This window comes from Halomonas alimentaria (assembly GCF_009902005.1).
GTDB lineage: Bacteria > Pseudomonadota > Gammaproteobacteria > Pseudomonadales > Halomonadaceae > Halomonas > Halomonas alimentaria.
Map to the genome: position 1 here is coordinate 1416650 of NZ_WUTT01000001.1, position 23124 is coordinate 1439773.

20 protein-coding genes and 1 tRNA gene are annotated in these 23124 nt (G+C 65.9%); 14 read left to right on the forward strand and 7 right to left on the reverse strand.

Annotated features, from left to right (window positions below; genetic code table 11):
* Positions 1-99: 99 nt before the first annotated feature.
* From GRB96_RS06770 to GRB96_RS06780, 3 genes are all read left to right on the forward strand, one after another.
* Positions 100-1209 (forward strand): ProQ/FINO family protein, encoded by a 1110-nt coding sequence (locus GRB96_RS06770; RefSeq protein WP_240894138.1) that lies wholly within the window; start codon positions 100-102, stop codon positions 1207-1209.
* Between the two features lie 399 nt (positions 1210-1608).
* A complete protein-coding gene (locus GRB96_RS06775; RefSeq protein WP_161431425.1) occupies positions 1609-2709 on the forward strand; it encodes a porin in 1101 nt (366 codons plus the stop codon).
* A gap of 104 nt (positions 2710-2813) precedes the next feature.
* The gene (locus GRB96_RS06780) at positions 2814-3863 is read left to right on the forward strand and encodes a hypothetical protein (protein ID WP_161431426.1); all 1050 of its coding nucleotides are present in this window, start codon (positions 2814-2816) and stop codon (positions 3861-3863) included.
* Between the two features lie 136 nt (positions 3864-3999).
* Here the strand turns inward: GRB96_RS06780 and GRB96_RS06785 are convergent, their stop codons facing one another.
* Positions 4000-5193 carry a hypothetical protein gene (locus GRB96_RS06785; protein ID WP_161431427.1) on the reverse strand — a complete coding sequence of 398 codons (1194 nt, stop codon included), beginning with the start codon at positions 5191-5193 and terminating at the stop codon, positions 4000-4002.
* 375 nt (positions 5194-5568) lie between these two features.
* Positions 5569-6765 carry a DcaP family trimeric outer membrane transporter gene (locus GRB96_RS06790; protein WP_161431428.1) on the reverse strand — a complete coding sequence of 399 codons (1197 nt, stop codon included), beginning with the start codon at positions 6763-6765 and terminating at the stop codon, positions 5569-5571.
* Positions 6766-7079: 314 nt separating this feature from the next.
* Between GRB96_RS06790 and GRB96_RS06795 the strand changes: the two genes are divergently transcribed.
* Positions 7080-9044 (forward strand): sensor domain-containing diguanylate cyclase, encoded by a 1965-nt coding sequence (locus GRB96_RS06795; protein WP_161431429.1) that lies wholly within the window; start codon positions 7080-7082, stop codon positions 9042-9044.
* Positions 9045-9067: 23 nt separating this feature from the next.
* Here GRB96_RS06795 and GRB96_RS06800 read toward each other — a convergent pair.
* Positions 9068-9144, reverse strand: a tRNA-Arg gene (locus tag GRB96_RS06800).
* A gap of 453 nt (positions 9145-9597) precedes the next feature.
* Here GRB96_RS06800 and GRB96_RS06805 point away from each other — a divergent pair.
* Positions 9598-11604, forward strand: a complete 2007-nt coding sequence (locus GRB96_RS06805) for a TonB-dependent receptor domain-containing protein (RefSeq protein WP_161431430.1) — start codon at positions 9598-9600, stop codon at positions 11602-11604.
* Positions 11605-11730: 126 nt separating this feature from the next.
* Here GRB96_RS06805 and GRB96_RS06810 read toward each other — a convergent pair whose 3' ends face one another.
* A complete protein-coding gene (locus tag GRB96_RS06810) occupies positions 11731-13665 on the reverse strand; it encodes an FUSC family protein (protein WP_161431431.1) in 1935 nt (644 codons plus the stop codon).
* A gap of 165 nt (positions 13666-13830) precedes the next feature.
* Here GRB96_RS06810 and GRB96_RS06815 point away from each other — a divergent pair, with 165 nt between their 5' ends.
* Positions 13831-14661 carry a methyltransferase domain-containing protein gene (locus tag GRB96_RS06815; RefSeq protein WP_161431432.1) on the forward strand — a complete coding sequence of 277 codons (831 nt, stop codon included), beginning with the start codon at positions 13831-13833 and terminating at the stop codon, positions 14659-14661.
* Complete coding sequence (locus tag GRB96_RS06820) at positions 14658-15713, forward strand: class I SAM-dependent methyltransferase (protein ID WP_161431433.1); 1056 nt, start codon at positions 14658-14660, stop codon at positions 15711-15713. The genes GRB96_RS06815 and GRB96_RS06820 overlap by 4 nt, the downstream gene beginning before the upstream one ends.
* Here the strand turns inward: GRB96_RS06820 and GRB96_RS06825 are convergent, their stop codons facing one another.
* Together GRB96_RS06825 and greB are read right to left on the reverse strand one after the other, a co-directional pair.
* Positions 15714-15968 (reverse strand): DUF2442 domain-containing protein, encoded by a 255-nt coding sequence (locus GRB96_RS06825; RefSeq protein ID WP_161431434.1) that lies wholly within the window; start codon positions 15966-15968, stop codon positions 15714-15716. It abuts the gene before it with no gap.
* Positions 15969-16009: 41 nt separating this feature from the next.
* On the reverse strand, positions 16010-16549 hold the full coding sequence (gene greB, locus GRB96_RS06830) for a transcription elongation factor GreB (protein ID WP_161431435.1): 540 nt from the start codon (positions 16547-16549) through the stop codon (positions 16010-16012).
* 137 nt (positions 16550-16686) lie between these two features.
* Between greB and GRB96_RS06835 the strand changes: the two genes are divergently transcribed.
* From GRB96_RS06835 to GRB96_RS06865, 7 genes are all read left to right on the forward strand, one after another.
* Positions 16687-17334 carry a tetratricopeptide repeat protein gene (locus GRB96_RS06835; RefSeq protein WP_161431436.1) on the forward strand — a complete coding sequence of 216 codons (648 nt, stop codon included), beginning with the start codon at positions 16687-16689 and terminating at the stop codon, positions 17332-17334.
* Between the two features lie 71 nt (positions 17335-17405).
* Complete coding sequence (locus GRB96_RS06840) at positions 17406-18047, forward strand: NUDIX domain-containing protein (RefSeq protein ID WP_161431437.1); 642 nt, start codon at positions 17406-17408, stop codon at positions 18045-18047.
* A gap of 1 nt (position 18048) precedes the next feature.
* Positions 18049-18498, forward strand: coding sequence for a DUF1249 domain-containing protein (locus GRB96_RS06845; RefSeq protein ID WP_161431438.1), 450 nt, complete (start codon positions 18049-18051; stop codon positions 18496-18498).
* Positions 18499-18613: 115 nt separating this feature from the next.
* Positions 18614-19360, forward strand: a complete 747-nt coding sequence (locus tag GRB96_RS06850) for a phosphodiesterase (RefSeq protein ID WP_161431439.1) — start codon at positions 18614-18616, stop codon at positions 19358-19360.
* A 111-nt stretch (positions 19361-19471) separates the two neighbouring features.
* On the forward strand, positions 19472-20443 hold the full coding sequence (cysD, locus tag GRB96_RS06855; RefSeq protein WP_161431440.1) for a sulfate adenylyltransferase subunit CysD: 972 nt from the start codon (positions 19472-19474) through the stop codon (positions 20441-20443).
* Complete coding sequence (gene cysN, locus GRB96_RS06860; RefSeq protein WP_161431441.1) at positions 20443-21888, forward strand: sulfate adenylyltransferase subunit CysN; 1446 nt, start codon at positions 20443-20445, stop codon at positions 21886-21888. Before cysD ends, cysN begins: the two co-directional genes overlap by 1 nt.
* Before the next feature lie 129 nt (positions 21889-22017).
* Complete coding sequence (locus GRB96_RS06865) at positions 22018-22692, forward strand: zinc metallopeptidase (RefSeq protein WP_161431442.1); 675 nt, start codon at positions 22018-22020, stop codon at positions 22690-22692.
* A 106-nt stretch (positions 22693-22798) separates the two neighbouring features.
* Here the strand turns inward: GRB96_RS06865 and GRB96_RS06870 are convergent, their stop codons facing one another.
* Complete coding sequence (locus tag GRB96_RS06870) at positions 22799-23047, reverse strand: GlsB/YeaQ/YmgE family stress response membrane protein (protein ID WP_161431443.1); 249 nt, start codon at positions 23045-23047, stop codon at positions 22799-22801.
* Positions 23048-23124 lie beyond the last annotated feature (77 nt).

Sequence of the window (23124 nt, forward strand, 5' to 3'; positions counted from 1 at the left end):
GCGAGGGTGTCGGCGCCTGAAGACATTTGTCATGGGCACGCATCTGGCACAGACTTGAAGGCGATGCCTGTATCACAGAGCTTGCGGGAGGAGACCGGTTTGGCCGAGCAACGCGTACACTCGCTGCTGGACGCCCTGGATGGGCGCACCCGATCGCTGCTGGAGCACCTGGCCCTCGAGCGCGAGGCGCGCCGCCACGCCGAGGCCGTGCAGGGCGAGCTGGCCCAGCGCCTCGCCGAACTGGAGCGGCAACTGGCCGAGGCCGAAGCCGCACGCCTGGAACTCGACGAGGTGCGCCGCGAGCTCATGGAGGAGAATCGCGAGCTCGACGAGCAGAACAGTGAGCTGGAGGCCCACAACCGCCATCTCCACGAACGCCTGGCCGGCGGCGAGCCCGCCGAGGGCGGCTTCCGCCCCGGGCGTCGCTCCCAGGGGCTCTCGGCGCTCATCGGCCGGCGGCCCGCGCCGGCACCTGCCTCGGAAGCCTCCGTGGGAGCCCGATTCATCGGCGATAAGAGTGCCGCTGCTGGACCGGATGCTGTCGCCAAGGGTGTCTCATCCCCTGTGGAAACCCGATCTGTTGGCGATCAGGCCACCTCCGCTGGCGCCGAGGGCTCGCCTGAATCGCCAAGCGCCCACCAGGATTCCCTGCCCATCGGCGAGGCTCCCTCGCCCCAGGCGCTGCTCGACGAATGGTACAAGCGCTATCCCGCGGCCTTCTTCAAGGGCCATACCCGTCCGCTGATGGTCGGCATCCACGAGGTGCTGGCCAGCCGCGAGCCCTGGCCCGAGAAGCTGGTGCGCCGCGCGCTGGCCTGCTACGTCAACCTGCCGCGCTACCTCAAGGCGGTGCGCGAGGACGCCGAGCGCATCGATCTCGACGGCCAGCCCGCCGGCAAGGTGGATGCCCAGTCGGCCGATCACGCCCACCGCAAGCTCGACCGCCTGCAGGGCGAGAAGCGGAACGCTCAGGGCCGCAAGCACCCGGGGCGCCAGAACGAGCGCCATAACCACAAAGAGCGCGGCAAGCCGGCCAAGGCAGGGTCTCAGGACCGAGCCCACGGCAAGCCGAAGGATGGCGCGAAGGGCAGCCCCTCGTCGCAGGGGAAGGGCGCCAGCGCCGGGCCCGTCCGCGAGCGTGCCGAGCCGGCACCCGCCACCATGGAAGAGAAACTCTCGGCCCTGCTCGCCAAGCATAACGGCCGCTAACACCCTGCCAGGAAAGCCTTTTTTCAATGTTCAACGCTCGCCATGCCGTTATCGAACGGCGTTGGTGGGCGTTGACTTGTGTTCGTCATATCGGCAAGGCATCATGCAGCAATCGCCGTGAGGCGAGTGTTTGCGCAGTTAACGAAAAGTTCCGAGTGGTGGGAGCGGTGCGTAGGAAAACAGTGTTTTTTCTTCTTGCGTTCCCCCATAGCCCGGTATAGAGTTCCTCCTGCGAGCATTGGAATATAACAAGGCTTCGCCGAAGTCGGCTCGCATCGGCGCTCTCCGCGAGGAGGTCAGCCGCGACGAACCGGCGCAGACCGGCCAGGCCCGCCGAATCGCCCAAGAGCGGTCGGCAACAAACGATCGAAACAGACTGCTAGTCAAAGGAACATCATCATGAAAAAGACACTGTTAGCGACTGCTATTGCCGGTGCCATGGTTGCCTCCGGCGCCCAGGCCGCCACTGTTTATAACCAGGACGGCACCAAGCTGGACCTGTATGGCAACATCCAGATTGCCTACTACAACGTAGACAAGGGTGACGATTCCAAGGATGCGCTGGCCGATAACGGTTCCACCCTTGGTTTCTCCGGCGAGCATATGATCAGCCGTGGCCTGACCGGCTACTTCAAGGCCGAGTTCGAGCACGACGCCGACGAGGCCAAGACCGCTGGCGGCCTCGACACCGGCGACCAGGCCTATATGGGTCTGAAAGGCAACTTCGGTGATGTGCGCCTGGGTTCCTGGGATCCGCTGATCGATGACTGGATCCAGGATCCGATCACCAACAACGAGTTCTTCGATGTTTCCGACTCGAACCAGAACATTCTGGGCATCGAGAACCGTGAAGGTAACAAGGTCGCCTACACCTCTCCGTCTCTCTCCGGCTTCCAGTTTGCTATCGGTACCCAGTTCGAGGGTGATGCCGAGGACGAGAACTACTCCACCTCCAGCAACGCTTCCGCCTTCGGTGGCCTGAAGTACACCGCCGGTGCCTTCTCCATCGCGGCTGTCTACGACAACCTCGATAACAATGACGGTACCTACGCTCCTGCTCAAAACAAAGACTCTGGATTTGATCTTGACGCAGGTGAAACTATCGACTACAAGGCAGGTGAGCAGTACGGCATCACCGCTCAGTATACCGTCGATACTCTGCGTGTTGCCCTGAAGCTCGAGCGCTTCGCTGATGACAGCGACGATATCGAAGATGTCAACTACTATGGCCTGGGTGCCCGCTACGGCTACGGCATGGGTGACATCTACGGTGCCTACCAGTATGTGGACGTGGGTGGCGACACCTTCCTGGGTACCGCCGACAGCGCCATCAACGACGGTGACTACCCGAACGACGGTGGTGAAAGCTACAACGAAGTCGTGCTCGGCGCCACCTATAACATCTCCGATGCCATGTACACCTTTATCGAGGGTGCCTGGTACGATCGCGAAGATGATGAGAAAGACGGCGTCGCCGTTGGCGCGGTCTACATGTTCTAAATCAGTCGGTCGCAGGGCCTGACCCTGCCCCGATGGGTTTCGACATCGAAAGCCGATCCTCCGGGGTCGGCTTTTTTATTACCGGCATGACCAAGCGAGGTTCCATGAACAAGCCTATCGTGACCGCCGGCCTGCTAAGTCTGGGGCTCGCCCTGGCCGGCTCCCAGGCGCTGGCCAGCGAGACGCAGGATCGCTTCCGCGAATCCGGCAAGCAGCTCGACCTGACCGGCTTTCTGCAGGCCGATACCGATGCCCGCAGCCGCAGCTTCCTCTATGGGGGCGTGCAGGAGCACGACTTTACCGTCAAGGAGGCCGGTACCTATCGTTTCCAGAGTCGGGTACCGGTTGGGGAGTCCGAGGAGTATCGTATCGAGGCGCTGCTGCTCGATGACCAGGGGCAGATCATCGCTCGCGCCGAAGGGCTTGGCCAGAATGGCGGCCTGAGCTTCCAGCAGCGCCTCGAGCCGGGTGACTATGTGCTGCAGGTGCAGGGCAACAAGTTCGGGACCGTGCGGCGCGGCGGCAACAGCTTCTCGGTGAGTGTCTCCGGCCTGGATGTGGACGAAGACGTTTCGGCCGGCGAGGGGATCGCCTTTACCGGCACCAGCCGCGAGGGAGGCCGCAGCGCCTTCGTGCGCCGCCCGGATGTGGTGGCCGCCATCGCCGCGCCTGCAGCCAGCGAGTCCGCCGAGGCGTCGCAGCCGGCTCAGGCAGATGCCCAGCCATCGGCAGCCGAGCCTGCTACGCCGGTTACAGACTCTTCCGATAGCCAGGCAACCACTGCCGAGAGCGATGCCTCCGCGGCCTCAGCGCCCGAGCCCGACAAGGGCTTCGAGCGGATCGTCACCGATGTGAAGATCCGTGCCCGCGGCGAGGTGCTGAGCTTCGAGGTGCTGGAAGCGGGTACCGTGGCCATCGCTACCTCCACCTTCCCCGGTAACGAGGGCACCTACCGCATCGAGGCCGAGGTGGTGGACGAGCAAGGGCGCGTGGTGGCAAGCGATGCCGGCGAGGGCTTCGATGGTGACATCGACCTGCGCACCGAGTTGGAGCCGGGGCGCTACACCATCCGGGTCAATGGCCAGAAGTTCGGCGGGGCGATGAGCGGCGTCAATAACTACGAGCTCGAGGTGCGCCAGCTGGATCGCCGCTAAGGCTCGACCCTCAGGTCCCGCATCCCTCGGTTCGATCGGGACCACCAAAAAGCCCCGGCCAGTCTCTGGCCGGGGCGCAATCGATCGAACCTTCTCTTCTGTTCAGGCCGTCATCATCGGGCCGTCATCCGACAGCTCAGAAGCTGTACTTGACCATCCCCTGCAGGCGTACCGCATCGCCGTCGCGGCCGTCGACCACCTCACGGGTATGGTAGGCGGCTTCGATGCCGTAGCTGACGCGCTGGATCGGCGACCAGATGTAGTTCAGGTGCACCGCCTCGAACTGCTCGTTGGCGCCCTCCACCCCGGCGATGCCGGCGTCGCGGGCATCATCCAGGTCAGCCTGGGAGATACCGTAGCCCAGGTTGATGGCACCCGGACCGGCGGCCAGGCTCATGCCGACATTGGCGCCCCAGGCCTCGACGGTCTCGATATTGCTTCCATCCCAGTAGCCCGGCGCCGAAGGGTTGTTCTGCATATATTCGCCGATGCCGTCGCCCCAGGTCAGCGCGCCACGCAGGGTCAGCGCCTCGGTAGCGGGGTAGCGGGCCGCCAGGTTGAGGCCATAGCCGGTGGCGCTGTCATCGACGCCGTTGACCTCTTCGACTTCCAGTTGGCGAGCCATGGCCGAGGCGGAGTAGTGCAGGCCGGCGGCCTGGTTCTGGTAGCGCAGGGTCAGATCGGGCAGGCCGGTCTTGCCTGACTCGTGTTCGCTATAAACGCCTCGTGGGTGCTCGACCCCTTTCGGGTTTAGCCAGTTGACCGCTACGCCATCCTTGTAGTCTTCCGGATCCGGATTCTCCAGGGCGATATGCCAGTTGTTGAAGGAGTAGCGCAGCTGCGCCTTGCGGCCCACCTTGCTCTGGCCCGGTTGGGGCGCCAGGTCGATGGTCGGGGTCTTGCCCAGCAGGCTGCCGAAGTTGGTCCAGGTCTTGCCCGCCAGGATGCCGTTCCAGCTGCCGAAGGCGTGGCGCAGGCGCAGGTCGCCGCCCTCCGGAGCGTTATCGAACCAGTCGACTTCGACCATGGTGGTCAGCTTGCTGCCACCCATGGGAGTGGCGCTCTTGAAGCCCAGGCGGCTCTGGTAAGCGTGCATATTGAAATGGCCGTCGCTACCTTCCTGGCCGTCGATCAGGATGCGTGGTCGTGCGGCCAGATCGCCGAGCTCGTTGTCGACGTCGTAGATCATGTCCAGCTTGGCATAGCCGTAGATGCTGGCGGTGGTGTCACCCACTTCGAAGTCGATGGCGTGGGAGGCCGAGGCGATGGCCAGCGCCAGGGTGCTGCCGGCGAGCAGCGTGGCGTGCTTGAGGCGGATGGAAGCTGTCATTGGCTTTTCCTTCTAGCGAGGGCGGAAGCGGCTCGGCGACACGGGCGGGTTCCCTTGATGATTCCGCTTGCCGCCGGTGGGTAACATGCTAACCACCCCGATGGGCCGGGCCCACTGCCAGGGCATGGAAAAAGCTTGATATGGGTCAAGGGGAGGAAGGATCCGGCGGTTCTTGCGATTAAGGTAAATTACCCTTCTGAAACAGAGAATTAAGTTCTAATTAACGCCATGTTGTGGATCATGCGTGTGGCAGAAAGGATGCCCGAAGCAGCAAAAAGCCCCGGCCAGTGGCCGGGGCGAAAGGATCGAAGCATTCTGCTTGTACTGTCAGCTGCCATGGCGAGGCCGAGCGAAGCGCCGCAATGGATAGGCGCCCTAGAAGCTGTACATCACCATGCCCTGGATGCGCACGGCATCGCCATCTTCACCACCCTTGGTCTCGCGGCTGGACCAGCTGGCCTCGATGCCATATTTGATGCGCTCGGCCGGCGACCAGATATAGTTTAGATAGGCGGTTTCGAAGGTGTCATTGGCAGAGTCGGTGTAATTCCCGATGGGGTTGCCATTGGAATCAGTGCCAGTATTATTTGCGTCATCTAGATCGACGGTGGAGACATTATAAGAGGCGTTGATGGCGCCCGGGCCGGCCTTGATGCTGGCGCCGATGGTGCCGCCGGTGCTCTCCAGGGTCTCGAGATCGCCGTTGGTATCCAGGTAGGCCGGGGAGGTCTGCGGGCTGACGTTCATATAGCCGCCGATACCGTCGCCATGGGTCACGCCGGCACGCAGAGTCAGCGCCTCGGTAACATCCATGGCGCCTTCGAGGGCAATACCCCAGCCAAAGGCGGAATCATCGTCGACGGTGGCGGTGGTATCAGCGTCGGCGTCATATTCCAGATGACGCAGCACCGCGGAGGCGGAGTACTTGAAGGGGCCGGAGGTATCGGTATAGCGCGCGGTCACATCGGGCAGCTGGCTCTTGGCCACATCTTCGCTGACTTGAGTGGCGTTGATGGTGTCTTCGGAGCCACCCAGGGTATCCGGATCCTCGATGGCCATGGAGAAGTTGCCGGTGGTATAGCGCAGCTGCGGCTGACGCGCCTGGTTGCCCACCCCGGGCGGGCCGGTGAAGTCAACGGTCGGGGTGCCGGCCACAAAGCCGTAGAAGTTGGTCCAGGTCTGGCCGGCCAGGATGCCGCCCCAGGAACCGTAGGCGTGACGCAGCCGGAAGGAGCCGCCACCATCCCCATAGAAGTCACCCTCGATGCGGGTGACCAGGTCACTGCCGGAGACCGGGGTGGTGGTCTGGAAGCCGATGCGGCTCTGGTAGGCGTGCATATTGAAGTGGCCGTCCTGGCTCTCTTTGCCATCCAGGGCGATGTTCTTGTGGCCAATGGAGTTGCCAAGGTCGGCATCCACGTCATAGATGATATCCAGCTTGGCATAGCCGTAGACGCTGGCCTTGGTATCGCCGACCTCGAAATCCACAGCGTGGGAGGCGCTGGCCACAGCCAATGCCAGGGCGGAGGCGGTAAAGACTGATGCCTGCTTGAACTTGTTGTATCGGGTCACGTGCCTTGTTCCTTGAATCGTGGCCGCGCTGGGCGGCGTTATTGTGTTGTTCCTGCGATGCATGCCGATATTGCGGATTGGCAACTCAGCTGACGTAAACGTCAAGGTGAAAGTAGCGATACGCTGCGTTGATGACAACGCCATGAATGCCCAAGGCGACCAAAGTTGTAGGAACTTTCCTATCCGGCGTTTCCACCCGAGCGTTCGTCTCTGGGCCTCGACCCCAGCGTTGACCGCTGTTGCCCGTTTCACCTTCAGGGGGTTCGGCTCTGTGGCATCATGTCGCCAGTGAACGACGCTCCTGGAGCCGCCCGTTGTCGATCCTTCTTCCTCTCTCCCTGCGTACCCGCCTGCTGCTCGGCATCGGCCTGGGCTGGCTGGCTCTGGTGGCGGCGCTGCTGGGCTACAGCCACCTGAGCGGCGGCAAGCTGACCCGGCACGAGAACCTGGTGCATCTGGAGTATGAGGCGCGCCTGGTCGCCGACCAGATGACCCGGGAGCTGGCCGAGCGCCAGGCGCTGCTGGCGCGGCTGGCCCAGGAGATAGATCTCGACGATCCCGAACTGGTCGAACGGCTGCGCGGCCAGCAACCGCTGCTGGCGATGTTCGACCGGCTGATGGTGTTCGATGCCGAGGGGAGGCCGGTGGCCGACTGGCCGCCCTTTGCCGAGGGTGGGCCGACCATTGCCGAGCGGCCCTATTTCAAGAAGGTCAGGGCCTTTCGGCGCCCGCTGGTCACCGAGCCCTATCGCGGCGGCGAGACCGCCATCGATCAGGTGATGGTGGTGCAGCCGCTGCTTGGTGAGCAGGGCGAGTTCCTGGGCATTCTCGGCGGCAACACCGCACTGCGCGACGGCGAGGCCTATCTCAACCTGCGTGGACGTTACCTGGGCGAGGCTGGCCATGTGCTGCTGATGACTGCCGAGGGTCAGGTGATCAGCCACCCGGACCCTGAGCGCCTGATGCTGCCGCTGGAGGATCTCGAAGAGCGCCCCCTGCTCGATCAGGCCCTGCTGGGCTGGCAGGGCGGTGGCACCACGCTGACCCTCGATGGCGAGCCGGCCCTGGCGTCGTTTCGCCAGGTTTGGGCCGCCGACTGGGTGGTGGGGGTCTATCTGCCCCTGGAGCAGGTAAAGGCGCCGCTGCGGCGCTATGCCGTCGAGCTGCGCTGGGTGGGGATCGGCACGGTGCTGCTGATGCTGCCTTTGCTGTGGTGGCTGCTGGGCCTTGGGCTGCGCCCGCTACACCGACTGGAGCGCCAGATCGCCCGGATCGGGCGTGGCGAGTCGCAGCGTCTGGAGCTGGCCACCGGGATGCAGGAGCTGCGTCAGCTGGAGGAGGCGTTCAATCGCCTGGAGGGGCAGCGCCGCGCGGTGCATGCCTCGCTGGAGGCGCGCGAGGCCTTCCTGCGAGCGGTGCTGGCATCGTCACCGGTGGGCATGTTTATCGCCGATACCCGGGGCCATGTCAGCTACCTCAACCCCGCGCTGGAACGCCTGACCGGCGTCTCGCTGTCGAGCTATCGGCCGTTGGCCTGGCTGCGACGCATACACCCCGAGGATCGTGCCGGCTTCCTGGCCGGCTGGCGCGAGGCGCTGAGTCAGGGCTCGGCCTTGCAGCAGTACTACCGCCTTCGTGGTCCGGCGGGGGACTGGCGGCGGCTCGATGTCCAGGCCAGCCGGGTCGTGCAGGGTCAACAGTCACTGGGCTTTGTCGGTCTGGTTCGTGATGTCACCGAGCACCATGAGCGTGAGCGCCGTCACCGCTGGGAGGCCGAGCATGATCCCCTGACCGGCTGCCTGAATCGCCGCGGCTTCCTGCGTCGACTGGGCGATGTCTGTCACCTTCCCGAAGAGCCGGAGACGCCTCGGGCGCTGCTGATGCTCGATCTGGATCACTTCAAGAGGGTCAACGATCGGGCCGGCCACGCCGTCGGCGATGCTCTGCTGCAGCAGGTGGCCCGAGTGCTGGGCGAGGTCATTCGCGAGGAGGATCATCTGGCCCGCCTGGGCGGCGACGAGTTCGCGGTGCTGCTGGCGCCGACACCGAAAGAGGCGGTTCTGCGCGTCGCCGAGCGAGTTCGTGAGTCGCTGGCAGGGCTGGTAGTCGAGCATGAAGGGGAGCGGTTCTCGGTGTCGGCCAGCGTGGGAGTGGCCATGTTGACGGCAGAGGAGGAGTCGCCGGAGGCGCTGATGGAGCGTGCCGATCAGGCCAGCTATCGGGCCAAGCGGCTGGGGCGTAACCGGGTGGTGATGGCCGAGGAGATGAGTCTCGGGTGACATGCCGGTGGAGCAGGGCGGGGTGGCGCCCCCTTCAGGATTCGAACCTGAGACCTTCCCCTTAGGAGGGGGACGCTCTATCCAGCTGAGCTAAGGGGGCAACACGCGGCGCATTATAGGGAAATGCGCCGCCGAGGGGAACCGTGGTGCCGCTGTCATAGGGTTATCCCAGATGCCAGCACCGCTCAAGGCTGTTCCGACGACAGGCCGTCGAGGGGGCGCTACGAGTACTTCCTTGTAGGCTACCTCGGCCCTGCTGCGCTCTCGTGTCCCGCTCCGCTTGCAGGTCCGGTGCTGGCCATCCTTGGCCAGCCCGTTCGGAGCAATGCTCCTCACCCCTGGTCCTCGGACCCCCTCTCCGACCTGCCCCCGGCGCCTTTCGCTATCAGCCTATCGGTAACTGCGATAGCTCTGGTGTGACAGCTGTCAGTTCACGGTTCGCACATCGCTGCGGCAACGTGCCCCATATCTCATCACATAACATGCATTTAATATTCCCGCCGCTTATACACACACCTAAAAGAAGATGAGCACGGGATCCATCACTAGCCAAATGCCACGCCGCCTGCCACTGGTGGCCCTTGTTGCTGCCGCGGCCTGGGGCTCGCTTGCCCAGGCACAGGGCACCGATACCCTCTCCACCATCGTGGTGGAAGGCACCCAACAGGTGCCCGGGGAACTGTCGCTCTCGCCCAAATCCTCACCCGCGCCGGCGGCCGATGCCGGTGAATGGCTGCGGCGCCTGAATGGCGTAGAAGGCATTCGCATGGGTGGCCATGGCCTCGACCCGGTGATCCGCGGCCAGCAGGGTAACGCCCTGAATGTCCTGATCGACGGGGGCTATGTGTTCGGTGGCTGTCCCAACCGCATGGATCCGCCCACCGCCTATGCGCCGCTGCACAGCATCGATCGCGTGACGGTCAGCAAGGGGGTGACCACCCTGCAGCATGGTGCCGGGGGCAGTGGCGGTACCGTACTGTTCGAGCGCAGTGCACCGGAGTTTGAGGGTGATGCGGTCGGCCAGCAGGGCAGCGTGGGTGCCAGCTACGACGACAATGGTGAGCGTGTCGGCCTGTATGCCAACCTGGAGGCCGGCAACCAGCAGGGCTACCTGCAGGTGTTCGGCGAGCACCAGAACGCCAGCGACTACGAGGATGGCGACGGACAGCGCATCCACAGCGGCTTTGAGACCACCAGCGGCGGCATTACCCTGGGGCTGACGCCCAGCGAGAATACCGAACTGGCCCTGGGCTATGAGGCGGTGCGCGAGCGCGACGTCAAGTTTGCCGGCGCCGGCATGGACTCCCCCGAGAGCGATAACGACACCGTGCGCCTGCGCCTCGACCATGCCTTCTCCGATACCCTGAGCATGGAGAATCGGCTTCAGTACACCACCATCGACCATGTCATGGACAACTACTCGCTGCGTGCCGAGCCGATGATGAAGATGCGCTCGCCCACCGAGTCCGACACCTTCACCTGGAAGAGCATGTTCACGCAGCAGCTGGCCGACAGCGACCTGCGCTACGGGGTCAATGTGCTGCAGAACGAGCGCAATGCCGAGATCATCAATGACTCCAAGGATATGGTGGCCTTCCTCTCCTGGCCGGATGTGACCACCCGCCAGGCCGGCGCCTTCGCCGAGCTGGATCACTACCTGGGCGAGCGCACCATCGTCAGCGGCGGCCTGCGCCTCGACTACTCCGAGGCCAGTGCCGATGCGGCCTATCAGCCCAGTGACAGCGGCGTGGTGGCTGCCGATCTCTACCGCAATGTCTACGGCGTCGAACGCGACCTGGACCATGATGCCTGGTTGGTGGGGGCCTTCCTGCGTGGCGAGCAGCGCCTCAACGAGTCCGACAGCGTCTTCGCCAGCGTGAGCCGCGCCGAACGCGATGCCGACGCCACCGAGCGCTACTTCGCCAAGAACGACTGGGTCGGCAATCCGGAGCTGGATCCTGAGGTGCACCACCAGCTGGATCTGGGCTTCGAGCGCCGCCTGGATATGGCTGGCTTCGAGGTGGTGGCCTTCGCCGACCGAGTCGACGACTACATCTTCCGGTCAGCGAATGCCGATGGGGTCAGCACCTATCGCAATATCGACGCTACCCTCTACGGCCTGGAACTCACCGGCGACCTGCGCTGGGCCCATAACTGGGAGACCCGTGGCCAGCTGAGCTGGGTGCGGGGTGACAACCTCGATGACGGTGGCGCGCTGTCGGATATCGCCCCGCTGCGTGGCCAGCTCTCCCAGTTCTACGTGGCCGATGCCTGGGAGGCGGGCCTGACCGCGCGCTTCTCCGACGACCAGGACCGCCTGGGCCCGGATGAAGTCGCCACCTCCGGCTATGTGGTGCTGGATGCCGAGGCCGCCTGGCAGTGGCAGGCGCTGACCCTGCGCACCGGCGTCAGCAACCTGCTGGACAAGACCTACAGCGACTTCCTGAACCGTAATCGCTCCAGCAGCGACCCCTTCCTCAGCAGCGATCCGGAGAGCGAGGAGCTGCCGCTGAACGAGCCGGGACGCAGTGTCTGGCTGGCCGTGGACTACGCCTTCTAGAGGCATTGTCGTTCAGCCTGTTGAACAGGCGATATATAGCGCCGCCAGCCATCGCTGGCGGCGCTTGCGTTGGGGCGGTACAGGCCGTTCTTGGTCAGCGGTGACTGATTCGAGGCAGGGCGCGATTCAGGTCTCACCCTGGAAGAAGGCGCGGTTCTCGCGCAGCAGCGTGGCCGAGTGCCTGGCCTGGCGGGCCAACTCGACCTGCTGGCGGCGTGCCAGGGTGCGCGCCAGACGCTCCAGGGCCGCGGCGGCTTCCAACGGGGCCTGGCGCAGCCGGGCGACACGGCGCAGGCTGGCCTCCAGGCGGCGCCGGGTGCCCGGGTCGGCCTGATTCTGGCCCTGCCCCTGATTATAGTGACGCAGCGCCTCGAGGGTCTCGCCCAGGGTCAGGGCCGCCAGGCTGGCGTCGACCACCCGGTGGGTCGCCTCGCCCTGCAGGTGGGCCCAGTGCACCAGGCGCATTACCCGATGGTAGAGGCGTGCCTGCCATAGCGCTTCGCGCTGGCTGTCGCCGCGGGAGGCGAGGGTCTCCAGCTCGTGCAGCATCATCGCCTCGAGGTGGCGTTGGCGGCGCCGGGCATTGGTGGGAAAGATCAGGCGGAAGGCGATCAGCGCCAGCAACGGGCCGGCCACCACGGCCAGGGCCAGGGCCAGGGAGTGAGAGAAGGTGCCGGTGAGCGGCAGGCTCGGCTGCGACAGCAGCAGCAGGATCATCACGTAGTCCATGGAGCCGTTCTGAGTGCGGCGGTGGGAGAAGGGCACCACCGTGACCAGAATCAGCGGCAGCAGCATGGCGATTAGTTGCCATTCGGCGCTGGCCAAAGGCCAGGCCAGCCAGCGCAGGGCCACCGCGAGCAGCGCACCGACCGCCTGCCAGGCCAGGATGCGGCGCATGATCCAGGCGGGGTTCTCGAAGGTGGAGAACAGGGTCACCATCACCGAGGTACCCAGCATCACGTAGGCACCGGCGGACCAGCCGGTGGCCACCCAGGCCAGGCCGATCACCAGCAGCACGCCGGTGGTGCGCAGCATCGCATGGCGGGCGTGGATCCAGTCACGGTGCCTGGTTACCTGGCGGCGACTCGCGTCGCGGTCGGTGCGGCCGGTATCGCGGAACTGCTGGCGCTGGGTCAGGGTGGCGGCCAGCCTTCCCAGTACCTCGCCCAGGGCCGGGTCCTCCGCTTCGGCCAGCTGGCTGGCCCGGTTCAGGTGCGCCGCCACCGTGGGCAGAGGCTCGGCGTTATCCATGGCGAGTGCCGCCTCCGCCACGGCCTCATGGGCGGCGGCCTGGCGCTGGCCATGCTCGCGACGGCGAATCCACAGCAACGCTGCCGTCAGGGCGGCGAGAATCGCCCGCTGGGAGCGCGCCGAATGGCGTGCACGCCGCGAACCGGCGGCGCTGGGCTCCAGCCCAGCCTCGAGGATGGCGATATCGGAGAGCAGCTCGTTGGGAGCCAGGCGGGTGCCGCGTGGTTGCGGGCCCAGCCGTTGGGCCAGCAGGTGGAGGACCCGTGCGGTGCTGCGCCGGCCGCGCTCCTCGAGCGCGCTGCGTGAGGCGCGTGGCGTGAGCGCGAGCCCTACCACCAGCGCCATGATCACGCCGACCAGCACGGTCAGCAGGCGGTCGGCACCCAGCGCAAGAGTGTTCATGCCGGAGGCGGTGCCGAGCAGGGCGACCATGGAGGCGGAGTACCCCGACAGCAGGGTGGCGTAGGCGATCATGCTGTGCAGGGCGTTGCCGATGCCGGCGCACAGGCCGACCCAGAGCGCCAGGCCGATCACCAGCCAGAGCAGGCTGTCGCCGGTGGCGAGCAGCAGAAGCAGGCCCACCGCGGTGCCCACCAGAGTGCCCAGGGCACGGTAGAGGCTCTTCTCGACCAGCAGCTCACGCACCGGCTGGGAGGCGGCCCATACGGTCATCGCCGACCACTGGGGATGCTCCAGGCCGATCGCCCAGGCCACGCTCAGGGCCAGGCAGGCAGCCAGGGCCGTGCGCAGGGAAAAGCGCAGCCGCTCGAGATCGAAGCCCTGGCCTGAGAGCCAGCGTGAGAGAGGCATGGGCGGTCCTCGTGGTGTGGTGAACAGTGAGGGTTGAATACTGAAGGTTGAAACTATTAGCCGGCGACTTTATCACGCGGCCCTGTTTGGTGAAGCCGGCGTCACGGGCATGAGACCGGCGCGGCTTGCGGGTAGAATGCCGGCATCTCTGTTCAAGGTAGCCCCATGACCACTCCCGCATCTCCGCTCTCCGTCCATGGTGATCGCCACTTCGATGGCCTGGCCGACAAGTTCGCCGCCAGCCTCTACGGTGGCGTGCGTGGCGAGCTGCGCCTGGCGCTGCTCGACCGCCTGTTGCCGGAGATGCTCGACCTCCGTGGCCAGCCGCTGCTCGACGTGGGTGGGGGCCTGGGTCAGCTGGCGGCGTGGTTCGCCGGGCGCGGCCACCCGGTGACCCTGGCCGAGCCCTCCGCCGAGATGCTGGAGCGGGCCCGCGAGGCGCTCCTGGAAGCATCGGTGGAGCGCGAGGTCACCTTCCTGCAGGCGCCGCTGCAGGCGCTGCCCGAACGTGCCGCCGGGCCCTGGTCTCTGATCGCCTGCCATGCGGTGCTGGAGTGGCTGGGCGACCCGCGGGGAGCGCTGGCCACCCTGGCGGGCCTGTTGGCCCCGGGCGGGCAGCTCTCGCTGATGGTCTTCAATCGTGATGCCCTGCGCTTCTCCAATGTGGTGAAGGGCAATCTGGAGAAGGCCCTGGATGACCGCCTGGAGGGCAAGGGGCTGCGCCGGCGGCTGACGCCGGTCTCGCCGCTGACCCACGCCCAGCTCATGGCCTGGAGCGAAGAACTGGGCCTGGAAGTGCGCAGCGTGGCGGGAGTGCGGGTGTTCCACGACTACCTGCGCAAGCCCCCGGAAAGTGACGCCGACCGACAGCGGCTGTTCGAGCTCGAGTGGCGCTACTGCCGGGTCGAGCCCCACTGGCGGCTGGGGCGTTACCTGCTCTATACCCTGGTGCGCCCCGGCGCATCGCCTTCTTCCACCGAGGAGTCCCCGAGATGAGTGCCGAGACGGTTCGTGCCGAGAATCCGGTCTGCCAGCTGCTGGAGCGCCAGGCCGCCGACTATCGCGGCTGGTGGTGGGTGGCGCCGCCCCGGGATGCCTGGCTCGAGACGGGGCAGGGCACGGCGATCAGTGCCGACCTGGCGGTGCGCGAGGCCTGGCAGGCCGCCGGGCGCTCGGCGCTCTCGCCCTTTGCGGCGGGATCCGCAGGTGATGTGGGTACGCCGGCCGGGGCGGTGCTGTTCTGGCCCAAGAGCCATGCCCTGGGCGAGTGGTGGCTGCTGTGGCTGTGCGCCACGCTACCCGAGGGCACGCCGCTGCAGCTGGTGGGTGAGAGCCAGGGCGGCATCAGGCGGGTGCTCAAGGTGCTGGCGGCACTCGGGCTGGGCTGTCGCAAGCTCGACAGCGCGCGGCGCTGCTCGCTGTTCGAGACCCGCCTCGGGCGTGTCGGCATCGACCCCGATGCCGCCTGGACCACCTTCGATGCCGAGCTGGGCAGCGAGCGGCTGACCCTGACCAGCCATCCCGGGGTATTCGGCCACGGCAAGCTGGATGACGGCACCCGGCTGCTGATTGAGACCCTGTCGGGAGAGGGGAGTGCGCCCATTGGTCTTGCGGGCGATGTCCTCGATCTGGGCTGCGGCGACGGCATCCTGGCCGCCTGGCTGGCGCGTCAGGGGGCAGGAGTCACCGCGGTGGATGTCAACGCCTTCGCGGTGGAGGCGACCCGGCGCAGCCTGGCGGCTAACCAACTCGCCGGCGAGGCCTTGTCTGGAGAAACGCTGGAGAGTGATGTCTACTCGGCGCTGGATGGCCGGGTCTTCGATGCCATCGTCAGCAATCCGCCGTTCCACCAGGAGAGGGCCATCGACTACGGGCCGGCGGCACGGTTGATCCTTGATGCCCCTGCGCACCTGCAGCCCGGTGGTGCGCTGGTCATCGTCGCCAACGCCTTCCTGCCCTATCCCGACCTGCTCGAACGCGCCTTCGGCGGCTTCGAGATCCTCGCCGACGACCGCCGCTTCCGGGTCTACCGGGCGGTCAGGCGCTGATCAGGCGACGTGGTCGTGATGCTGCGTGATGTCACCGCGTCCGGCAAGCAGGCCTTCAACGGAGATATCCTCATCGAGATCATCCCAATGCAGGCCCTTGCCCGAATAGCTGATACGACATGCGTCGCGTTCGGCAGGACTGGCATGCAGCAGGCGCGGGAACCAGGCCAGCGGAATGCCCAGCGTCCGGCCGTCGTTGAGTTCGACCCACATGGTGTAGTCATCAAAGCTGACGGTCTTGGCGGAAATACTCATTCCAGGCCCTCTCGATATCACTACGGTGCTCTTCAACCAGCCTATTTCCCCGGATTGCGATAGTCGATCTCGGTGATCACGTAGGTGGTCTCCCCGCCTGGGGCGGCCACCGTCACCTCCTCGTCGAGAGGCTTACCAAGCAGCGCCTTGGCCAGGGGGGAATCGACGCTGATCCAGCGCTTGTCCGGGGCGATCTCGTCGTGGCCGACGATGCGTACCTTCATCTCCTCGCCTTCCTCATCCTCCAGGGTGACGAAGGCGCCGAAGTAGACTTTTCCGGTATCCGCCGGCAACCGGTCCACCACCGTCAGCTCGTCGAGGCGTTTGGTCAGGTAGCGTATCCGGGCGATCACCCGGTTCAGCTCCTTCTTGTTGTAGGTGTAATCGGCGTTCTCGCTGCGGTCGCCCAGGGCCGCCGCCTCGCCCACCTTGGCGGAGAGGGCGGGACGCTTCACCCGCGAGAGATGGTCGAGGATGCCGCGCAGCCGCTCGGCCCCCTCGGCGGTGATCAGGTTGCTCTTGGGTTCCTGGCGCGGGTCCTTGGCCGGATCGCGCCAGCGGGTCATGTTGCGGCCTTTCATGCTCTTCCTCTTGATCCGGGCTATGGCGGCGAACATACGCCATGGCGGCCAGGCGGCCAAGCCGCTGGCCAATCATTCAAACGTTCGTTACATTTCAGGGCGGGAGCACAATACCAACACCCCGAAGGAGATCCGATATGCCGCGTCGTCGTCTGCTGAATACCGCCATGGGCGTGGGGCTGAGCCTCGGCCTCGCCGTCCTGCCGCTGGCCGCTGCCCATGCCTGGGAGGCCCGCGTGGAGGGCATGAAGAATCACTGGGAACGCCTGATTACCGAGCAGCCCGAGGGCCAGCGCGGCGATGGCCTGAAGGCCCTCGCTGGCCAGGCCGAGCGGCTGGTGGCCGAGCACCCCGAGGCGGCGGTGCCGCTGGTGTGGCAGGGCATCATCGAGGCGTCATGGGCCCGCGAGCGCAGCGGCCTGGGGGCGCTCTCCAGCGCGAAGAGCGCCCGCAAGGCCCTGGAGCGGGCCGTCGAGCTCGATCCCCAGGGCCATAACGGTTCCGCCTACGTCACCCTGGGAGCCCTCTACGATCGCGTGCCGGGCGGGCTGATGGGTTTCGGTGACAGCGAGACCGCCGAGCAGATGTTCGATGAGGCGCTTTCGATTCGCCCCGACGGCATCGACGTCAACTTCTACTATGCTGCCTTCCTCGAGGAGGAGGGGCGCCTGGATGAGGCCCGGGAGCATGCCCGCCGGGCGGTGGAGGGCGAGGCCCGCCCTGATCGCCAGGCCTCCGACGAGGCACTCCGCGACGAGGCGCTTGCGCTGCAGCAACGCCTCTGACGCCAGGCCGGCGGTTGGCATCCACGCCTCGGGTCACGATAATGGGCGTCTTTGCGCCAGTGGAGACCGCCATGAGTGACACGCCAGAGGTACCCGGCCCGGCACCGGCGGCGCCCTTCACCCGCGCCGATGTGGAACTGCTGGAGCGGCACTGCCTGCACCAGGGCTTCTTTCGTCTCGAGGAGCTGCACCTGCGCCACCGCCTGTTCGAGGGCGGCTGGAGTGAGCCCATGGTGCGCGAGGTGCACCACCGCCACGACGCCGTGGGCGTGCTGCTCTACGATCCCGAGCGCGACGCCGTGGTGCTGGTGGAGCAGTTCCGCCCCGGTGCCCTGGACGACCCGGCTTCGCCCTGGAAGCTTGAGGTGGTGGCAGGCCTGGTGGAGCGCGGCGAGAGTGTCGCCGAGGTCGCACGCCGGGAATCCCTCGAGGAGGCGGGCTGTGAGGTGGGCGAGCTGATCGAGCTGCATGCCTACTATCCCAGCCCCGGCGCCTGCGACGAGCGGGTCACGCTGTTCTGTGGCCTGGTCGACAGCCGCGGCCTCGGCGGGGTGCACGGCCTGGACGCGGAGCACGAGGATATCCGCGTGCATGTACTGCCGTTTGCGCGGGCCTGGGAACTCCTGCAGGCTGGACGACTCGACAATGCCATGTGTCTGATCGCCTTCCACTGGCTGGCGGGCGAGCGGGCCTCATTGCGAGCGAGGAGGTAGCGTGCCGAACAGAAACGCCTATGTGACCGACCTCAAGAGCCTGCAGGGCGAGTGCAGCGTCAACTACCTGCGGCTTGTGCGCCTGATGGGCGAGCTGGAGTCGGGCGAGACCCGTGAGGTGGAACTGGTGAGCCATGGCCGCCGCGTCGGTGAGTTGTGCCTCAAGCTCCAGGAGCGTGCGCCCTATACCAGCATCGTGCGCGTCTCCCAGCGCGGCATCCTCGACGACTACCTCGAGACGCCACGCATGCGGGTGCACCTCTACCACGACGTGCGCATGGCCGAGGTGACCGACTTCCAGCGCCAGCGCCACTTCCACGGTCGCTACCGCTATCCCAATGCCCAGATGCACCAGCCGGACGAGAAGCTGCAGCTCAACCGCTTCCTCGGCGAGTGGCTTGAGCACGGCCTGGCCCACGGCCACTCCCTGGACCTGCCCGAGCTTCCCTGACTGAAGCCCTGAAGCTCAGCCCTGAAATATTGCTCTGAAGTGCTGCCCTGAAGCGTCGCCGCGAAACTGCCCCCCCGGATTCACCCCGAGCCATTGATGCCCCCGGAGTCCTGCCATGCCCCGTCTGATCCAGATCAGCGACTGTCACCTGTGTGCCGACCCTCGGGCCCGTGGCCGGCGCGGTTTTCCGCTGCGCCAGCTGGAGGCGGTGGTGGCGGCCGTCAACCATGAGCGGCCGGAGCTGGTGCTGGTCACCGGGGACATCAGTAACGACGACAGCCCCGCCTCCTACGCCCTGGCCAGGCGCACCCTGGACGCCCTCGAGGCCCCCTGGGAGTGGCTGCCCGGCAATCACGACGTGATCGAACCCATGGCCGCCACCCGGCCGTTGCCGGCGGAGCTGACACTCGGCAACTGGCGCATCCTGCTGCTCGATACCCACCTGCCCGGCAAGCCCCATGGCGAGCTCGGCGAGGCGGCCCTGGAGGCGCTGGCCCGGCGCCTCGCCGCGGACCCGGTGCGGCCGGTGCTGATCGCCATGCACCATCCACCCCTGGAAGTGGGCTCCGCCTGGCTGGATGACATCGGCCTGCGGCATGCCGAGGCGTTCTGGGAGACCCTGGCACCTTTTACCGGGGTGCAGGCGATCCTCTGCGGGCATATCCACCAGGCCTTCGTGGGCCGCCATGCAGCGGGTGAGCGCGAGATCATGGTCTACGGCTGCCCCTCCACCATCGACCCCTTCCTGCCGGGCAGCGAGACCTTTGCCGTCGACCCGGTCGCGCTTCCCGGCTATCGTGTCGTTGACCTGGACGGCGTGGGCCTTGCCACCCGGGTAGAACGGGTCGATATCCATAAATAAGATATAAAAAGATAGAAATTAATTCTTTTGGGTTATTATAGGGCGGCGTTACCCTGCTTGGCATCGACATGTTTCACGTCATCTTTGCCACGTCATGCGAGGTAGCCGGCCATGACCCTTCTTCAAGCCCCCCAGCGTGCGGCTTCGCCCGAGACAGGTGCCACCGCGGCCGCGCCCGACCCGCGGCGGCTGACCCACCTCAAGCAGCTCGAGGCGGAGTCGATCCATATCATCCGCGAGGTGGTCGCCGAGTTCGCCAATCCGGTGATGCTCTACTCCATCGGCAAGGACTCGGCGGTGATGCTGCACCTGGCGCGCAAGGCCTTCTACCCCGGCCCACCGCCGTTCCCGCTGCTGCACGTGGATACCACCTGGAAGTTTCGCGAGATGATTGCCTTCCGTGACCGCATGGCGAAAGAGGCGGGCATGGAGCTGTTGGTGCACACCAATGAGGAAGGGCGCGCCGCAGGCATCAACCCATTCGATCACGGCTCCAGCGGCTATACCGATGTGATGAAGACCCAGGCGCTCAAGCAGGCCCTGGACAAGTACGGCTTCGACGCCGCCTTCGGCGGGGCGCGTCGCGATGAGGAGGCGAGCCGCGCCAAGGAGAGGGTGTTCTCCTTCCGCGACCGTTTCCATCGCTGGGATCCCAAGAACCAGCGCCCCGAGCTATGGAACCTCTACAACGCCCGAGTCAACAAGGGCGAGTCGATCCGTGCCTTCCCGCTCTCCAACTGGACCGAGCTGGACATCTGGCAGTACATCTACCTCGAAGGCATTCCCATCGTGCCCCTTTATCACGCCGCGCCGCGACCGGTGGTGGAGCGTGACGGCATGTTGATCATGGTCGATGACGGGCGTCTGCCGCTGGCCGAGGGCGAGGTGCCCGAGGAGAAGTGGGTGCGCTTCCGTACCCTGGGCTGCTACCCGCTCACCGGGGCGGTGGAGTCGACGGCTGCTTCCCTGCCCGAGATCATCCAGGAGATGCTGCTGACCCGCACCAGCGAGCGCAGCGGCCGCGCCATCGACCACGACCAGGCCGGCTCCATGGAGAAGAAGAAGCGCGAGGGCTATTTCTGATGTCACACCAATCGAGCCTTATTGCCGACAATATCGAGCAGTACCTGCACGAGCACGAGAACAAGGACCTGCTGCGCTTCATCACCTGCGGCAGCGTCGATGACGGCAAGTCGACCCTGATCGGCCGGTTGCTCCACGACTCCAAGATGATCTTCGACGATCAGCTCGCGGCGATCACCCAGGCCTCGAAGAAGAGCGGCACCACCGGCGAGGAGGTGGACCTGGCGCTGCTGGTCGACGGCCTGCAATCCGAGCGTGAGCAGGGCATCACCATCGATGTGGCCTACCGCTTCTTCTCCACCGACCGACGCAAGTTCATCATCGCCGACACCCCGGGGCACGAGCAGTACACCCGCAACATGGCCACCGGCGCCTCCAATGCGAGCCTCGCCATCATCCTGGTGGATGCCCGCCACGGCGTGCAGACCCAGACCCGCCGGCACAGCTTCATTGCCGACCTGCTGGGCATCCAGCACCTGGTCGTGGCGGTCAATAAGCTCGACCTGGTGGACTACTCCGAGGCGCGCTTCGAGGAGATCGTCGCCGAGTACCAGGCGATCGCCGAGAAGCTCTCCGCCCGGGACATCCGCTTCGTGCCGATCTCGGCCCTCAAGGGCGACAACGTGGTCAACCCGAGCGAGCGCATGCCCTGGTACTCCGTCGACGGCAAGCCGGGGCCGACGCTGCTCGAGCTGCTGGAGACGGTGGAGGTGAGTCGTGACCGCAACCTCACCGACCTGCGCCTGCCGGTGCAGATCGTCAACCGCCCCGACCTCGACTTCCGCGGCTATGCCGGCACCCTGGAGGCGGGACTCCTGCGCCCCGGCCAGGCCGTCAAGGTGCTGCCGTCGGGCAAGCGTTCCATGGTCGAGCGCATCGTGACCTGGGAGGGCGACCTGGAGGAGGCCTTTCCCGGTCAGGCGATCACCGTGACCCTCGCCGATGAGCTCGATATCTCACGGGGGGACTGGATCGTCGCCGATGGTGCCGAGGTGGCGCTCTCCCACGCCTTCGAGGCGGACATCGTGTGGATGCACGAGGAGCCTCTCGCGCCAGGTCGTCAGGTTGATATCCGCCTGGCGGGACGTTCGGTGGCGGGGCAGGTGAGCACCATCGACTACCAGGTGGACGTCAATACCCTGGAGCATCACCCCGCCGAGAGGCTCGAGCTCAATACCATCGCCCGCTGCCGGGTGGCGCTTACCGCCGAGGTGGCGCTGGATGAGTACGCGCGCAGCCCCGGCACCGGCAGCTTCATCGTCATCGACCGGTTGACCAACGTCACCGTGGGGGCGGGGATGATCCGCAGCGTCGTGGAAGGTGAGGGCGAGTCGGCGAGTGCCACCGAGGTGGACTGGGCCGGCTTCGAACTGGAGCTCAACGCTCTGGTGCGCAAGTACTTCCCCCACTGGGAGACGAAGGACCTGCGTGAGCTTCTGAAGTAGCAATACCGCGGCTCAACTCAATCACGGTTGCCGGAACAGCCTTGAGCGATACCGGACAGTGGCCACCGGGGAAACCGGCTCTGGTAGGCTGTGTCCAAAGCGACATAGCCGCTCCGGAGCCAACCCCTGATGATTTTTCTCGCCCTTGCCCTGTTGCTGGCCCTGTTCCTGCTGCCCAACGTCTGGGCCCAGTGGGTGCTCAAGCGTCATGCCCGTGGCCGTGACGACTACCCCGGCACCGGCGCGGAGCTGGCTGACCACCTGCTGCGCCGGCTGGGCATCGAGGGGGTCAAGGTGGAGCCCACCGAGCAGGGTGATCACTACGACCCCGTGGCGCGCCGTGTGCGGCTCTCGCCGTCCGTCTATGGCGGCCGCTCGCTCACCGCGGTCACGGTGGCGGCCCACGAGGTGGGCCACGCCATCCAGCACCATCGGGGCTATGCGCCGCTGCTGGCGCGTTCGCGGCTGGTGGCTGTGGCCCAGAAGGCCGAGAAGCTCGGCGCGCTGCTGATGATGGCCGCCCCCTTCCTGTTCCTGCTCACCCGCCTGCCCGGCGGCCTCGCCATCGTGGTCGTCGCGGCGGTGATCAGCTTCGGCACCGCGGCACTGGTGCATCTGGTGACTCTGCCGGTCGAGTTCGACGCCAGCTTCCAGCGCGCCTTGCCGCTGCTCAAGGAGTACATCCCGCCTGGCGACATGGCCGGCGCCCGCCATGTGCTGACCGCCTGTGCCTTCACCTATGTGGCGGCGTCGCTGTCCAGCATCCTCAACCTGGGCCGCTGGCTGGTGATCCTGCGGCGTTGAGCCAGTCCGCCGGTGGCCTTCATGATGTGATGCGGTCCATTCCAAAACGCAGAAGCCGCTCCGAGGAGCGGCTTCTGCGTATCTGCCTGAAGCGACGACGGACGCATCACTTCCTGAGCATGCGGTAGCCGCCCAGCAGCACCAGGGCACCGATGATGGCGGTGATGAAGCTGCCCAGGCTGAAGTCGCCCATGCTGCCCATGCCGACCATGGAACCCAGCCAGCCGCCCACGAAGGCGCCGCCGATACCGATCAGGATGGTGACGATGATGCCGCCCGGGTCCTTGCCGGGCATGATCCACTTGGCCAGGACGCCGGCGATCAGGCCGAACAGAATCCATGCGAGTACACCCATGTAGGCTCTCCTTGCTTGAGGGAAGGGAATGGTGAGTCTGCCATATCTTCCAACCCAACCCTAATGGCCGCTGCAAG